This is a genomic window from Humibacillus xanthopallidus (assembly GCF_006717145.1).
In the GTDB taxonomy this organism is placed as follows: Bacteria; Actinomycetota; Actinomycetes; order Actinomycetales; family Dermatophilaceae; genus Humibacillus; species Humibacillus xanthopallidus.
Genome location: NZ_VFQF01000001.1, coordinates 2,482,615 through 2,497,490 on the forward strand (window position 1 = coordinate 2,482,615; position 14,876 = coordinate 2,497,490).

The following is a 14,876-nucleotide window of genomic DNA, read 5'->3' on the forward strand; positions in this document are numbered from 1 at the left end:
TGGACGAGCGGCAGGAGGTGGGCGCCATGTGCGGCGAGCCTCCTAGTCATACGACCGACGAGAGCTGAGCGCTCGAGACTCCCGGTGGGGGCTTGCGGCGGTTCTCGTCGTGATGACCGCGTGCCCCTTCGTCCCTCCTGGGAGTCGTCATGTCCGAGCGTCCCCGCAACCCGATCCGCACCCTCGCCGGCCGCGTGCGCCGGCCCACGCCGTCCGGCCCCGCCCACACCCCGGCCCCGACCGTCGTGCCGCGTCGTGGCCGCGACGGCGCCAGCATGGTCGACAGTGCGATCTACGTCGCGGGCCGGCGGTCGGCCTCTCCGGCCACCCTCTCCGAGACCTTCAGGGGGCTGCGCGAGGAGACCGGCGCTGTCGGCTGGATCGGCCTCTACCGCCCGAACCAGGACGAGCTTGCCGCTCTCGCAGCGGAATTCGACCTGCACGAACTGGCCGTCGAGGACGCGATCGTCGCCCACCAGCGACCCAAGCTCGAGCGCTACGGCGACACCCTCTTCGTCGTGCTGCGGGCCGCCCGCTACCTCGACGAGTCCGAGGAGGTCGAGTTCGGCGAGGTCCACCTCTTCGTCGGCAGCGACTTCGTCATCACCGTTCGCCACAGCGAGGCGCCCGACCTCTCCGCGGTGCGCCGCCGCCTCGAGAGCGACCCGGAGCTGCTCGCGCGGGGACCTGAGGCGGTGCTCTACGCGATCCTCGACCGCGTCGTCGACGGCTACGTGCCCGTCGTCCGCGGCCTGCACAACGACATCGACGAGATCGAGACCGAGGTCTTCCGCGGCGACCCTGCCGTGTCGCGTCGCATCTACGAGCTGAGCCGCGAGGTCATCGAGTTCGAGCGCGCCGTGCGTCCGCTGGCGACCGTCATCCAGTCGCTGTCGGCGGGCTTCGAGAAGTACGGCACCGACGAGGAGCTGCGCCGCTACCTGCGCGACGTCGAGGACCACCTCACCCAGGTGCGCGAGCAGGTCGAGGGCTTCCGCCACCTGCTCCGCGACATCCTCACCGTCAACGCCACCCTCGTCGCACAGAAGCAGAACGAGGAGATGAAGACGCTCACCGAGGCGAGCATGGACCAGAACGAGGAGGTCAAGAAGATCTCCGCGTGGGCCGCCATCCTCTTCGCGCCAACGCTCATCGGCACCGTCTACGGGATGAACTTCGACGCGATGCCCGAGCTGCACTGGCAGTTCGGCTACCCCTTCGCGATCGGGCTCATGGGCCTCGTCAGCGTCACGCTCTACGGCATCTTCAAGAAGCGCCGCTGGATCTGAGACCTACGGTGGGGTGATGGCACGAGCCCTCATCGGCGTATCCGGCTGGCGCTACCCACGCTGGCGCGGCGACTTCTACCCCAAGGGCCTCCCCCAGCGGCTCGAGCTGACGTATGCCGCCGAGCGCATGACCTCGATCGAGGTCAACGGCTCCTTCTACTCCCTCCAACGCCCGAGCTCGTATGCCGCGTGGCGGGCTGCCGTGCCACCTGACGTGATCCTCGCGGTCAAGGGCGGCCGGTTCATCACGCACATGAAGTCGCTGCGCGACGTGAAGGCACCGCTCGCGAACTTCTTCGCGAGCGGGGTGCTCGCCCTCGGTCCCCAGCTCGGCCCCCTGCTGTGGCAGCTGCCCGAGCGGCTCGGCTTCGACGCCGACCGGCTGAGCGGGTTCCTCGACCTGCTCCCCCGCACGACCGCCGCGGCCGCCGAGCTCGCCGCCCGCCACGACGACAAGCTCGCGGACGACCGCACCCTCACGACGTGCGAGGTCGACGTGCCCGTGCGCCACGCGCTCGAGCCGCGGCACCCGAGCTTCGACACCGACGAGGCGCGGGCGCTCTGCGCCGCTCACGACATCGCGATCGTCATCGCAGACAGCGCCGGCCGGTGGCCCACGATGGACGACGCGACTAGCGACTTCCGCTACGTGCGGCTGCACGGCGAGACCGAGCTCTATGACAGCGGCTACACCGACGCGTCGCTCGACCGGTGGGCCGCGACGTGTCGCGAGTGGCTCGCCGAGGGCCACGACGTCCACGTCTACTTCGACAACGACGCCCGGGGGCACGCCCCCTGGGACGCCGTGCGGCTGCTCGACCGGCTCGGGGTCCGACCGCAGCACGACGGCACCGACGGCACCCACGGCACCCACGGCACCCACGGCACCGACCGACGCTGAGGGCGCCGGACCGCGGACGCCTCCTGACGCGCGCCGACGCCGACCGCTAGGTTCGTCATGTGAGCCGCAGTGTCTACGTCGCGTCACCCGAGGGACTCACCGGCAAGTCGGCCGTGGCCCTCGGCCTGCTCGATGCCCTCATCCGCGAGGTCGGGTCCGTCGGGGTCTTCAGGCCGCTGACGACGCTCGGCGGCAGCGGACCCGACGACGAGGTCGACCACATCGTCGAGATGCTCGTCGCCCAGCCCGGCACCGACCAGACCTACGAGGAGGCGCTCGGCGTCACGTACGCGCAGGCGCACGTCGACCCCGACGAGGCGCTGCACCTCATCGTCGAGCGTTACAGCCGCCTCGCGAGCCGCTTCGAGGTCATGGTGGTGCTCGGGTCGGACTACACCGACGTCTCCACCGGAACCGAGCTGTCCTTCAACGCCCGCGTCGCCGCGAACCTCGGCTCGCCCGTCGTGCTCGTCGTGCACGGCCGCGACCGCACGCCGGAGCAGGTCCGCGTCGCTGCCGACAGCGCCCTCGCCGAGCTCAAGGCCAACCACGCCCTCACCGTCGCCGTCATCGCCAACCGGGTCGAGTCCGACGAGCTCGAGGCGACGAGCGTTGCGCTCGCAGGCCTCGACCTGCCCGTGACGGCGGCGATCCCCGAGAACGCCCTGCTCGCTGCTCCGAGCTTCCGCTCGCTCACCGAGGCCGTCGGCGCGCGGCTCGTGCTCGGCTCGGAGTCGTGGATGGACCGCGACAGCCTCGGCCTCGTCGTCGCCGCGATGAGCCTGCCCAACGTCCTCTCGCGCCTCAGCACCGACGTCACGGTCATCGCCCCGAGCGACCGCAGCGACCTCATGCCGGGCCTCATGCTCGCGCACCAGTCGGGCACCTTCCCGACCCTCGCCGGCGTCATCCTCACGGGTGGCTACGAGATGCCCGAGACGATCGCCCGGCTCATCTCCGGCGTGCAGCAGGACCTGCCGATCGCCCTCACCGACATGGACACGATGCACACCGCGCAGGCCGCGATGCAGGTGCGCGGCCCGATGATGGAGAGCTCCCGCAACAAGATCGAGACCGCGAGGCGGCTCTTCTCCGAGCGCATCGACCAGGCGGCCCTCCTGCGCGCCATCGACGTCTCGTCGTCCGAGGTGCGCACACCGCTGATGTTCGAGTTCCAGCTCATGGAGCGCGCCCGCTCCGACCGGCGCCACATCGTCCTGCCCGAGAGCCAGGACGACCGCATCCTCGAGGCCGCCGACATCCTGCTGCGCCGGGGTGTCGCCGACCTCACGCTCCTCGGCGACGAGAACGCCGTGCGCCGCCGCGGGTCCGCCCTCGGCCTCGACCTCGACGACGCGCGCATCGTCTCCCCCACCGACCCCGAGCTCGTCGAACGCTTCGCGCAGGCGTATGCCGAGTGCCGGGCTCACAAGGGCATGACCGTCGAGCGCGCCCGCGAGGTCGTCACCGACATCTCCTACTTCGGCACGATGATGGTGCACCTCGGTCTCGCCGACGGCATGGTCAGCGGCGCCGTCAACACGACCGCCCACACGATCCGCCCCGCGCTCGAGTTCATCAAGACGGCCGACGGGGTGCGCACCGTCTCGAGCGTCTTCCTCATGTGCCTCGCCGACCGGGTGCTCGTCTACGGCGACTGCGCCGTCATCCCCGACCCGACGACCGAGCAGCTCGCCGACATCGCGATCTCCTCCGCCCAGACCGCGGCCCAGTTCGGCATCGACCCGCGCGTTGCGATGCTCTCCTACTCGACCGGGTCGAGCGGGTCGGGCGCAGACGTCGAGAAGGTCCGCGACGCGACACAGCTCGTGTCGCAGCGTGCCCCCGACCTGCGCCTCGTCGGGCCGATCCAGTACGACGCCGCCATCGACCCTGTCGTCGGTCGCGCCAAGATGCCGGACTCCGACGTCGCCGGCCGGGCCACCGTCTTCGTCTTCCCCGACCTCAACACGGGCAACAACACCTACAAGGCCGTGCAGCGCAGCGCCCACGCCGTCGCCATCGGCCCGGTGCTCCAGGGTCTGCGCAAGCCGGTCAACGACCTCTCTCGCGGTGCCCTCGTCGACGACATCGTCAACACCGTCGCGATCACGGCCGTGCAGGCGCAGAGCCTCTCCTCCTCCGGCCAGCGGGGAGCCACCGGGTGAACGACCTCCTCGACCAGACCGCTCGACCCGTGCTCGTGCTCAACGCCGGGTCGTCGTCGCTGAAGTACCAGCTGCTCGTGCCCGAGACGGGCGAGGTGAGCGCCAGCGGCGTCATCGAGCGCATCGGCGAGGCCGGCAGCGACGTCGCCGACCACGCGGCCGCGCTGCGCACCATGAGGGCCACACTGGCCTCCGACGGGGTCGACCTCGACGCCGTGCCGCTGCGGGCGGTCGGGCACCGGGTCGTGCACGGCGGCCCGGACTTCTCCGAGCCGGTGCTCATCGACGACGCCGTCGTCGCGCGCATCGAGTCGCTGAGTCCGCTTGCGCCACTGCACAATCCGGCAGCTGTGACAGGCATCGAGGCCGCGCGAGGGCACTTCGCCGTGCCCCACGTCGCCGTCTTCGATACCGCCTTCTTCTCGACCCTGCCGCCCGAGGCGTCGACGTATGCGTTGCCGCGTGACCTCGCGCAGCAGCACTCGATCCGCCGCTACGGCTTCCACGGCACGTCGCACCGCTTCGTGTCGCAGGCGACCGCCGAGCTGCTGGGCCGACCCGTCGAGGAGCTCAACCAGATCGTGTTGCACCTCGGCAACGGCTGCTCGGCCTCGGCGATCCGCGGCGGCGTGGCCATCGAGACGTCGATGGGGCTCACCCCGCTCCAGGGGCTCGTCATGGGCACCCGTTCGGGTGACGTCGACCCCGGGCTGCATGCCTTCCTCGCGCGCCAGGTGGGCTTGTCGATCGACGAGATCGACACAGTGCTCAACAAGCAGTCGGGCCTGCTCGGTCTCAGCGGGGTCAACGACTTCCGCGAGCTCGCCCAGCGAGTCGACGCCGGCGACGAGGCCGCAGTCCTCGCGTTCGACATCTTCGTCCACCGGCTCAAGCACTATGTCGGCGCCTACCTCGCCCACCTGGGGCGGGTCGACGCGATCGTCTTCACGGCCGGCGTCGGCCAGAACAGCGCGCGGGTGCGGGCCGCGCTCGCCGACGGCCTCGAGGGTCTCGGCATCCGCGTCGACCCCGAGCGCAACGAGACAGGCGGCGGGTGCTTCTCGAACGCCGCCGTCATCTCGCCCGAGGGGAGCCCGGTCGTCGTCGCGGTCGTGCCCACCAACGAGGAGCTCGCGATCGCCCGCCAGACCGCCGACCTCGTGCGCTGACGCTCGGCGGCTCGTCCCAGACCACCCCGCGGCTCGAGGTGATCGCGGCCCCCACGTCACCCCCGGCATCACCTCGAACCGGATTGTGGTCACCCGCGATTCGAGGTGATCGCGGCCCCCACGTCACCCCCGGCATCACCTCGAACCGGATTGTGGTCACCCGCGATTCGAGGTGATCGCGGCCCCCACGTCACCCCCGGCATCACCTCGAACCGGATTGTGGTCACCCGCGATTCGAGGTGATCGCGGCCCCCACGTCACCCCCGGCATCACCTCGAACCGGGAGTGAGGGGGCGCAGTTCGCCGGGGGACGCGGCTGAGCTGACTTCCGGTTCGAGGTGATCGCGGCCCCCACGTCACCCCCGACATCACCTCGAATCGGATTGTGGTCACCCGCGATTCGAGGTGATCGCGGCACCGACGTCACCCCCGGCATCACCTCGAATCGGGGAGTGAGAGGGGCCGCAGTTCGGGGGACGCAGATCCGAGGGGACGCAGATCCGGGGGGACGCGGTCGAGTGGGTGAGCGGTCGACTGGTTGAGTCGGCGGCCGTCAGTCGGGGCGCTGCTGTGACTCGAGGTGCTCGCGCAGCGACGTCGGTCGCCTGCCGGTGAGGCGCTCGACGTCGTCGCTCACACCGTCGAGCTCCCCGGCGCGCACCGCGGTGTAGGTCGACACCCAGGCGTCCACCTGCCAGTCCGGGGCGCCGTATGCCGCACGCGACGCATACGCCTCCTCGACCGTCTCGTCGTGGAAGCTGACGTCACGACCGGTCACCTCGCGGATCACCGTCGCCATCTCGGCGAAGGACAGCGACTCGGGCCCCGTGAGGTCGTAGGTGCGCCCGACGTGCACGACCGGGTCGCGCAGCACCGCCACGGCAGCACGGGCGATGTCGTCGTGCGACACCACTGCGGCGCGACCGTCGCCGGCCGGACCTCGAATGACGCCGTCCGGCCCGACCATCTGGTCCATGAACTCGAGGTAGAGGTTGTCGCGCAGAAAGGTCCACGCCATCCCCGACGCCTTGAGGTGCTCCTCCGTGGCCCAGTGGTCACGCGCAAGAGTGAAGGTGGCCGCGGGCGCGGCGCCGAAGAACGAGATGTAGACGACGTGCGCGACCCCGGCTGCGGCGGCCGCGTCGACGAAGGTTCGGTGCTCCCGCAGCCGGTCCTCCTGCTCGGCCGCCGACACCATGAAGAGCGTGCGCACCCCAGCCAGGGCTTGCTCGGCAGCCTCCCGGTCGCCGTAGGTGCACTCACGCACGACGGCTCCGCGGAGCTCCGGAGCCCTCGATGCATCGCGCACGAGCAGCCGCTGCGCGACGCCGCGAGCCGCGAGGTCACCGGCGACGAGGCCGCCGAGCCAGCCGGTCGAGCCGGTGATGGCGAGATCCGGGCCGAGGTCCTCTCGAGTGCCGTCCATCCTCCGACCCTACGCAGCGAGACCCGGCACGTCACCGGGCACGGAGCTCGCACGTCGCCGACATGGCCGGGCCGTGCGCCACTGCACAATCCGGCAGCATACGGTGGGCTTCGTGACCGACAACACGACCGAGACCGTGGCTGACGACAGCAGCCCAGACGTGAACGATGCCCGGGCTTCCGCGCCGGGGCACACGTCGCACTACGTTCCCGCTCCTGACCCCGACCTCGAGCGTCCCGCGACCGGCATCGGCTCCGTCCCGATGGGCGTCAAGGCTGCCAGCGAGTGGTCCTGGCGCCTCCTGCTCATCGCCGCCGGCCTCTTCGGGCTGGGCCTGCTCGTGCGCTCGGTGTCCGAGGTCATCGTGCCGCTCGCCATCTCGGTGCTGCTCACGGCCCTGCTGCGCCCCGTCGCGCTGCGGTTGCGCTCGGTCATGCCGGCCGGCGCTGCCGCAGGGCTCACGGTGCTCGGCACGATCCTCGTCGTCTCGGCGTTGCTGACCCTCGTCGGCAGCCAGTTCACCAAGGGCTTCGCCGACCTGACGACCCAGGTCGGCGCCGGCATCAGCCAGATCCGCGACTGGGTGCGCACGACGTTCAAGATCAGCGACGCCCAGTTCGACGGCTACTGGGACACGATCCGCGAGAAGGTCAGCAACTCCGGCAACCTCGGAGACACGGCGACCGCCTTCGGCCTCACCGCGACGCACTTCGTCGCGGGCGTGTTCATCTCGCTCTTCGCTCTCTTCTTCTTCCTCTACGAGGGCCCGCGCATCTGGGCCTGGGTCGTGCGCCTCTTCCCCCGCACGGCGCGTGACCGCGTCGACTCCTCGGCCGTCATCGCCTGGGACCAGCTCTCGGCCTTCGTGCGCGCGACGATGATCGTCGCGTTCGTCGATGCCGTCGGCATCGGTGTCGGCGCGGCGATCCTCGGCGTGCCCTTCGCCTTCGCGATCGGCATCCTCGTCTTCCTGCTCGCCTTCATCCCGATTGTCGGTGCGTTGCTCTCCGGCTTCGTCGCGGTCGTGCTGGCTCTCGTCTCGCACGGCCCCGGGGTCGCGCTCATCATGCTGGCGATCGTCATCGGCGTGCAGCAGCTCGAGTCGCACGTGCTCCAGCCGTTCCTGCTCGGCAAGGCCGTCAGCGTCCACCCGCTCGCGGTCATCCTCGCCATCGCGATCGGCTCCATCACCGCGGGCATCGTCGGCGCTCTCGTGGCGGTCCCGTTCGCCGCCGTCATCAACGCCGTCGGCAAGCACCTGCTGGTCGGTGAGTCACGCGAGGAGCTCGAGGAGGAGCTCGAGGAACGGGCCCATCAGGGCGGGTCGCCAGCCACCGCATGACGATCCGAGCCCCTGGGACGACGAAACGCCCCGACACCGCTGCGGCGTCGGGGCGTTTCGTCGTGCTGGGGTGGGCCTAGCCAGAGACGGCGCGCCGGGCGAAGAGCGCCCGGTCGTCGAGCTCTTCTGCCTCGTCCGCGAACTCCGGGGTGTCGAAGACGTCTGCCGGGATGCCGTCGTCGGTCCAGCGCGGCTCCGCCTTGGCCTTGAGCGCGTAGGTCGGCACCGGCACCGGCACGGGGCTCCAGCTGCCCGGCACCTGCTCCGCGGCTGCCGCCGGAGCGGCCGGCTGCACGGTCACGCCACCCGTCTGGGCAGCCTGCACGTCGAAGACGCCGTCGTATGCCGCCGCCGGGGCAGCCGCTGCCACCGCGGGCTCGTGCGCGTGGTTGGCGGGGGCGGGGGCGGAGGCGGAGGCGGGGTGGGCGACGTGGCGCGGGTCGCCGCGCCCGGGGTGACGCCGGCTTCCGGCGGCCCGCCGAGCCTCCTCGAGGGCGCGGTGGCTGATGACCTGGGTGTCCTCGCTCGACAGCACCGGCGCCGGGGCCGCATCACGGCGGCGCCGGTCGGAGCCCTCGGAGCGGCTCTCGGAGCGGTGGTCTGCACGGTGGGCGCGGTCGGCCTGGGCCTCGGTGCGCAGCCAGTAGAGCACCGCGACGAGAGTGACGAAGGCGAAGGGCACCGAGACCCAGAGCAGGACTCCGGTGATGGCAAGCACCGTCGACACCGGCACCCAGAGCAGGGCGAGCAGCAGCAGGGCGGCTCGCAGCCGGCGCTGGGCCATCGAGACCCGGTGCGGCTGGCTCGGGCGACCCTGCGGGGCTCGGTCTCGAGTTGATGGGTTGTGGGACACGGGCATTCGATCCACCTCACCGCGGTGTGCGTCGGACGGATGCTGCTGGTCGATCTCGAGCTGGTCGATCTCGTGCACGGCCTCGAGGTGCTCACTCGCGCGTCGGGCGACGAGCGGCGAGCTGGGCCGCACGGCACCAGCGGGCACCGCGCGCTTGACGTCGACGGTGGCGCGAGAAGCGGCAGCGGGCTTGACGGCATACGAGTTGGGGCGGGGTGCCCGCAGCTCGGTCTGCGGGAGCAGCGGGCGCTTCTCGAGCACGCGCATCGCCTTGGAGAAGCCCTCGACGGAGCGGGTGGCGGCGGCGTCCTCACGACGACGGACCCAGTGCTGCAACAGGTAGGCAGCCCAGATCGCGACGATCACCACGAAGATCAGGCTCCCCACTTGCACGAACCCCACGGTAGGCCGGGGGCGCTGGCGCACCATGCATATCGGGTGCGTGTCGCGCAAGAGGCTGGTGTTACGGCTGTGACAGACGAGCCATGAGCGTCGAGCCGCCGAGGTCCTCGGTCGTCACGGCGAACGAGCGGTGGTCGCGCCACGCGCCGTCGATGTGGAGGTAGCGCTCGCGGATGCCCTCGTCGCGCAGGCCGAGACGGCGGGCGACCCCGAGCGAGGCGGCATTGTCGAGCCGGATGTTGACCTCGATCCGGTGCAGCCCCGCGGGGCCCAGCGCATGATCGACAGCGAGTGCGAGTGCGCGGCTCGCGATGCCGCGGCGGGTCACGGCGTGCGAGACCCAGTAGCCGGCGGCGCCCGAGAGCTGGGCCGCCCGGATGATGCCGAAGATGTGCACCTGCCCGACGATGCGCCCCTCGACCTCGATCGCCCACGGCATGGCGCGATCGGCCCGCGCCTCGGTGTCGAGGTCGCGCACGAACTGGCGGAACGACACCGGCGTGCGAGCGTCTGCTCCTGGAGGCAGGGTCGGCTCCCACGGCTGCACGTGGTGGGCGTTGTCGCGGCGCACCTGTTGCCACTCCGCCTCGTCGGAGGGGCGGAGCGGGCGCAGGACGATGACCGGCTCGGCGGAGGCGTCGCGCAGCACGACGGGCCACCGAGCCTGCCCGTCGCGGTGTGGCCGCCAGGGCATCCTCACGCGGCCGCGCTCACTGGTGGTCGCCTCGGTTCTTGGCGTGGTGCTTGGCGTGGTGCGTGCCGTGGTGCTTGTGCTGGACTGCCTGATGCCCGCTGTCGTGGACGCTGTCGTGGTCGCTTCCGGGGATCTGTGCCAGCGCGTGGCCGAGCACGGGCTCGAGCACGTCGAGCGCGTCGGCGACTCCGCCGCGTGAGCCCGGCAGGTTGACGAGGAAGGTGCGGCCGGCGACCCCCGCGAGGCCGCGCGAGAGCATGGCCGTCGGCACGCCCTTGGCGACCCCCGCCGCGCGGATCGCCTCGGCGACACCCGGCACGAGCCGGTCGAGCAGCGGCAGCGTCTGCTCCGGCGTGGCATCCGTCGGGGTCAGCCCCGTGCCGCCGGTGGTGAGCACGAGGTCAGGCTCGCTCGCCAGCGCGTCGCGCAGGGCCAGCCCGAGCTCGTCACCATCGGGCACGACGACCGGGTGACCGACCGAGAAGCCCCACGAGAGCAGACGGTCGACGATGACGGGACCGGACCGGTCGGCATACGTGCCGTCGGCTGCTCGGGTCGACGCGGTCACGACGACCGCGCGCCGACCGGCCCCGAAGCCGGGGGCGGTCTCGTGCCCCGGGATGGGGGGCCTACTCATGCCAGTCCCCGGACCGGCCGCCCGACTTCGCGGTGACCCTGATGTCGGTGATCCGCCCGTGCTTGTCGACCGCCTTGACCATGTCGATGAGCGCGAGGGCCGCGACGCTCACGGCCGTCAGCGCCTCCATCTCGATGCCGGTGCGGTCGGCCGTCCGCACGGTCGCGGTGATCTCGACCCCCTCGTCGACGACGAGCAGGTCGAGGGCGACGCCGTGCACCGCGATCGGGTGGGCGAGCGGGATGAGGTCGGGGGTGCGCTTCACGGCCTGGATGCCCGCCACTCGGGCGACCGCGAGCGCGTCGCCCTTGGGCAGGTCTCCCCCGCGGAGGGCGGCAACGGCGCGCGGGCTGAGCAGCACGCGGCCGGCCGCGCTCGCCTCACGGGCCGTGACGGCCTTGGCCGACACGTCGACCATGTGGGCGCTGCCGTCGGCGCGCACGTGCGTCAGAGCCGGGGTGTCCGGCGTCGTCGCGTCGGCACCCCGGCCGACGTCGGCACCGCGGCCGGCGTCGGAGCCGGGGACAGCGCCGGAGCCGTGGCCCTCGGGCTCGGTCACCTCAGGCCTCGCCGTCGAGGAGGATGACGTCGACGTGCTCGCCCGCGACGAGCTCGGTGATGTCCTCGGGCACGACGAACAGTCCGTTGGCCCGCGACAGGTCGGCGAGGAAGTGCGAGCCCTGGCCGGCCACCGGCGACGCGAGCAGCTCACCCTCGGGCGAGCGTGACACGACGGCGCGCCCGAACTGGCGCCGACCCTCGGGTGAGCGCACACCGGCGGTGACGCTCGCGGCACGCAGCCGGCGCTTCTCGGGCTTGAGCCGCATGAGGCGGCGCAGGGCCGGCCGCACGAAGACCTCGAACGAGACGAAGGACGACACCGGGTTGCCCGGCAGCGCGAAGAGCGGCACCTGACGCCCCTCCGGCCCGGTGAGGTGTCCGAAGCCCTGCGGCTTGCCGGGCTGCATCGCGACCTTGACGAAGTCGATGCCCTCGCGGCGCAGGGCGCTCTTGACGACGTCGTAGGCACCCATCGAGACGCCGCCGCTCGTGATGATGACGTCGGCCACCCCGACGACCTCGTCGAGCACCTCGAGGAGCTCCTCGTCGGTGTCCCCGACAGCGGTGCGGATCTCGGCCGAAGCGCCGGCGGCCACCGCCGCAGCCCAGAGCATCGAGGAGTTCGAGTCGTGGATCTGGGCCGGACCGAGCGGTGCCCCCGGGGCGACGAGCTCGTTGCCCGTCGACAGCACGACGACGTGGGGCCGGCGGTGCACCTCGACGGCCGCGTGCCCGCACGCGGCGAGCAGGGCGATCGTGCGCGGGCCGACGATCTCGCCGGCCGACACGACGACCGCGCCGGCGGCGACGTCCTCGCCGCGCGGGCGAACGAAGCGTCCACGCCGGGCTGCAGCGCGGCACTCGACCTCGCCCTCGGCGGCCCCGTCGGTGTCCTCGACGGCGATGACCGAGTCAGCGCCCTCAGGCATCTTGGCCCCGGTCATGATGCGGGCCGCCTCACCCGGGCCGACCCGGAAGCCCGGGTCGTCGCCCGCGGCGACCTCGCCGACGATGCGCAACCGCACCGGCTCGGAGCCGGCGCCCTCGAGCGAGGCTGCGACGACGGCATACCCGTCCATCGAGGAGTTGTCGAAGCCCGGCAGGTTGACCTTGGCGCGCACGTCGCGCGCGACGACGAGCCCGAGGCTCTCGGTGAGCGGGATGGGCGCCGTCGGGGCCGGCTCGATCGAGGCGAGGATCGCCCGCAGGTGCTCGTCGACGGTGCGGACGTCGGACGGGGTCGGCCGGACCGGGGGCTGCTCCGGCTGCACCGGCTCGCCGAGGACTGCGTGGTCGCGCACCCGGTGGTAGCCGTCGATGAGGACCTCGCCGACGAGGGTGACATCACGTCCGAAGACCGGGTCGCCGATGACCCGCAGGCTCGTGCACTCGCGCATCGAGGGCACGCCCTGGGGGAAGCGCTGCTCGAAGCCGGAGACGAAGCGGTAGGCGGAGTCGAGGTCGACGTAGGGCTCCGGGCGGTCGCTCGAGGCGACGACGTGGTAGCTCTCGTCGAGGGAGAAGAAGTCGGAGCGCAGGACGAGCAGGTCGTTCGTCGTCTTTACCGGGCGGAAGCGGGTGCGCGGCACGAGGATCGCCTCGGAGCCCTCGAAGACCTCGATGGCCGTGCCCATCGCCGACTCCATCTGGATGACCTCGGGCGAGGAGGGGTCGGCGGGGTCGACGGTCTTGTGGTTGACGATGATCGGCAGCCCAAGCACCCCTTCACGGGCCGTCATGCGCTCGCGCAGCACCTCGAGGTTGATCCACACGTTGTTGGCGTTGAAGGTGCTGTGGCGGCGGATGTCGCGGAAGAAGCGCTCCTCGCCGTCCTCGACCATCGCGGTGTCGCGAAGGACGATCCGCCCGTCGGACTTGCGCACCGCGAGGTGACCACCCTTGCGGTCGCTCTTCGTGCGGTGGCAGACCTCCGCGACGAAGGGCACGTCGTGCTCGACCATCCAGGCCGCGACGTCGGGGTCGCAGGTGGCGCCGAGGTTGTCGGAGTTTGAGAGGAAGGCGAAGCGGATCCCCTTCTCCAGCAAGGAGTCGAGCACGCCCGAGGTGACGAGCGAGACATAGACGTCGCCGTGGCCGGGCGGGCACCACTCGAGCTCGGGGTCCTGCGGCCACGTCACCGGCCGGAGATCGCCGGGGGTCAGCTTGGGCTCGGCGTTCTGGATGAAGTCGAGCGGCAGCCCGTCGACGGCGAGCGAGTCGTACTTCGCGAGGATCTTGAGCGACTCCTCCGACGTGCGGAAGGAGTTCATGAGCACGAGCGGCAGCTCGACGCCCCAGCGCTCGCGCAGCGCGAGCACCTGCAGGGCGATGATGTCGAGGAAGGTGAGGCCGTCACGCACCTCGAGGGCCGACTTGGCACCCGTCATGCCCATACCGGTGCCGAGGCCGCCGTTGAGCTTGATGACGGCCGTCTGCGACAGCGCCCGGCGGGCCTCCTCATCGGTGACCTGCACCTCGCCGAGGGCCTGGATCTCGCCGAGCGGCTCGATGCTCTCCTCGGGGATCGTGCCCAGCGCGCCGGCCTCGAGCTGCTCGTAGTAGTACTCGAACACCTTGATCGCCTCGGGCCCGAGGCCGCGCCGGCGCATCAGGTCCACGGATTCGCGCAGCCCCTGGTCAGTCATGGCCATCACCCTACGATGGACGGCATGGGCCCGAGCGACGTCAACGCGAGGAGCCTGCTGTGAGCGGCCCGTCGAAGCGTGACCTGCGTCACGCTGCCCGGGCGCGCCGGGCCCGGCTGGCCGCCGAGCTGCGGGCGCGCGACGACGGTGCCGGCGTCGACGAGGCCGCCGAGGCGATCGCCGCCACCGTGCTCGGCTTCGTGCCCGACAGCGGCCGGGTGGCGGTCTACGAGTCGCTCCCCGACGAGCCGCCGACCGGACGGCTGATCGAGCGGCTCGTCGAGTCGGGTCACGAGGTCATCGTCCCCGTCGTGCTGGGCGACTTCTCGCTCGAGTGGCGGTATGCCGTCCGCGGCACCGTGGGTGGCCAAGGCACCGTCACGCGGCGGCAGGGTCCGCCGGACGCGCAGGAGCGCTCGGGCTGGCTCGGGGTCGACGCGCTCGCCCGGTGCGACCTCGTCGTCACGCCCGGGCTCACCGTCGACCGGCACGGCACGCGACTGGGCCAGGGCGGCGGCTGCTACGACCGCGCCCTCGCGCACCGCGACCCGGCCGCCCCCGTCGTCACCCTGCTGCACGAGGGCGAGGCGAGCGAGCTCGACCTGCCGGCCGACGAGCACGACCAGCCGGTCGACGCCTACGTCACGACGACCGGCCGCCTCGTCCGAGTCCGCTGAACCGGCTTCGGCCGAACTGACGTCGCCGAGCCCCCGTCGCCGAGCCGCATCCGCCGAGCCCCCGTCGTCGAGCCGCATCCGCTGAGCCGCGTCCGCCGAGCTGGCGTCGCTG

At 71.7% G+C, this 14,876-nt stretch carries 12 protein-coding genes; 6 read left to right on the forward strand and 6 right to left on the reverse strand.

The window, feature by feature from the left end:
• The first annotated feature begins 149 nt into the window (after positions 1–149).
• Genes corA through FHX52_RS10895 form a run of 4 tightly spaced genes read left to right on the forward strand, consistent with a single transcriptional unit; the run spans position 150 to position 5,527 of the window.
• Positions 150–1,289, forward strand: coding sequence for a magnesium/cobalt transporter CorA (gene corA / locus FHX52_RS10880; protein ID WP_141821894.1), 1,140 nt, complete (start codon positions 150–152; stop codon positions 1,287–1,289).
• A gap of 16 nt (positions 1,290–1,305) precedes the next feature.
• Positions 1,306–2,190: a DUF72 domain-containing protein gene (locus FHX52_RS10885; RefSeq protein ID WP_141821895.1), complete on the forward strand. Its 885-nt coding sequence runs from the start codon at positions 1,306–1,308 to the stop codon at positions 2,188–2,190.
• Positions 2,191–2,249: 59 nt separating this feature from the next.
• Positions 2,250–4,358 (forward strand): phosphate acetyltransferase, encoded by a 2,109-nt coding sequence (gene pta / locus FHX52_RS10890; RefSeq protein WP_141821896.1) that lies wholly within the window; start codon positions 2,250–2,252, stop codon positions 4,356–4,358.
• Entirely contained in the window at positions 4,355–5,527 is a 1,173-nt protein-coding gene (locus FHX52_RS10895) for an acetate kinase (protein ID WP_141821897.1), read from the forward strand. The genes pta and FHX52_RS10895 overlap by 4 nt, the downstream gene beginning before the upstream one ends.
• Before the next feature lie 553 nt (positions 5,528–6,080).
• Here FHX52_RS10895 and FHX52_RS10900 read toward each other — a convergent pair.
• Positions 6,081–6,953: an SDR family oxidoreductase gene (locus tag FHX52_RS10900; protein ID WP_141821898.1), complete on the reverse strand. Its 873-nt coding sequence runs from the start codon at positions 6,951–6,953 to the stop codon at positions 6,081–6,083.
• Positions 6,954–7,065: 112 nt separating this feature from the next.
• On the opposite strand from FHX52_RS10900, the gene FHX52_RS10905 reads away from it, so the two are divergent.
• Positions 7,066–8,295, forward strand: a complete 1,230-nt coding sequence (locus tag FHX52_RS10905; RefSeq protein ID WP_246069819.1) for an AI-2E family transporter — start codon at positions 7,066–7,068, stop codon at positions 8,293–8,295.
• A 76-nt stretch (positions 8,296–8,371) separates the two neighbouring features.
• Here the strand turns inward: FHX52_RS10905 and FHX52_RS10910 are convergent, their stop codons facing one another.
• The 5 genes from FHX52_RS10910 to FHX52_RS10930 all read right to left on the reverse strand — a co-directional run bounded on the left by FHX52_RS10910 (position 8,372) and on the right by FHX52_RS10930 (position 14,087).
• Complete coding sequence (locus FHX52_RS10910) at positions 8,372–9,541, reverse strand: hypothetical protein (RefSeq protein ID WP_141821899.1); 1,170 nt, start codon at positions 9,539–9,541, stop codon at positions 8,372–8,374.
• Positions 9,542–9,611: 70 nt separating this feature from the next.
• Positions 9,612–10,244, reverse strand: coding sequence for a GNAT family N-acetyltransferase (locus FHX52_RS10915; RefSeq protein ID WP_141822176.1), 633 nt, complete (start codon positions 10,242–10,244; stop codon positions 9,612–9,614).
• A 16-nt stretch (positions 10,245–10,260) separates the two neighbouring features.
• Complete coding sequence (locus FHX52_RS10920; RefSeq protein ID WP_141821900.1) at positions 10,261–10,881, reverse strand: MogA/MoaB family molybdenum cofactor biosynthesis protein; 621 nt, start codon at positions 10,879–10,881, stop codon at positions 10,261–10,263.
• A complete protein-coding gene (gene moaC / locus FHX52_RS10925) occupies positions 10,874–11,299 on the reverse strand; it encodes a cyclic pyranopterin monophosphate synthase MoaC (RefSeq protein WP_141822177.1) in 426 nt (141 codons plus the stop codon). Before moaC ends, FHX52_RS10920 begins: the two co-directional genes overlap by 8 nt.
• A 142-nt stretch (positions 11,300–11,441) precedes the next feature.
• Positions 11,442–14,087, reverse strand: coding sequence for a UTP--glucose-1-phosphate uridylyltransferase (locus FHX52_RS10930; RefSeq protein ID WP_141821901.1), 2,646 nt, complete (start codon positions 14,085–14,087; stop codon positions 11,442–11,444).
• 59 nt (positions 14,088–14,146) lie between these two features.
• On the opposite strand from FHX52_RS10930, the gene FHX52_RS10935 reads away from it, so the two are divergent.
• Positions 14,147–14,764: a 5-formyltetrahydrofolate cyclo-ligase gene (locus FHX52_RS10935; protein WP_141821902.1), complete on the forward strand. Its 618-nt coding sequence runs from the start codon at positions 14,147–14,149 to the stop codon at positions 14,762–14,764.
• Positions 14,765–14,876 lie beyond the last annotated feature (112 nt).

Coding starts and splice junctions, on each gene's coding strand:
- FHX52_RS10930 (WP_141821901.1), bottom strand. CDS start 14,087: ATGACTGACCAGGGGCTGCGCGAATCCGTGGACCTGATGCGCCGGCGC.
- FHX52_RS10920 (WP_141821900.1), bottom strand. CDS start 10,881: ATGAGTAGGCCCCCCATCCCGGGGCACGAGACCGCCCCCGGCTTCGGG.
- FHX52_RS10915 (WP_141822176.1), bottom strand. CDS start 10,244: ATGCCCTGGCGGCCACACCGCGACGGGCAGGCTCGGTGGCCCGTCGTG.
- FHX52_RS10885 (WP_141821895.1), top strand. CDS start 1,306: ATGGCACGAGCCCTCATCGGCGTATCCGGCTGGCGCTACCCACGCTGG.
- FHX52_RS10900 (WP_141821898.1), bottom strand. CDS start 6,953: ATGGACGGCACTCGAGAGGACCTCGGCCCGGATCTCGCCATCACCGGC.
- corA (WP_141821894.1), top strand. CDS start 150: ATGTCCGAGCGTCCCCGCAACCCGATCCGCACCCTCGCCGGCCGCGTG.
- moaC (WP_141822177.1), bottom strand. CDS start 11,299: ATGGTCGACGTGTCGGCCAAGGCCGTCACGGCCCGTGAGGCGAGCGCG.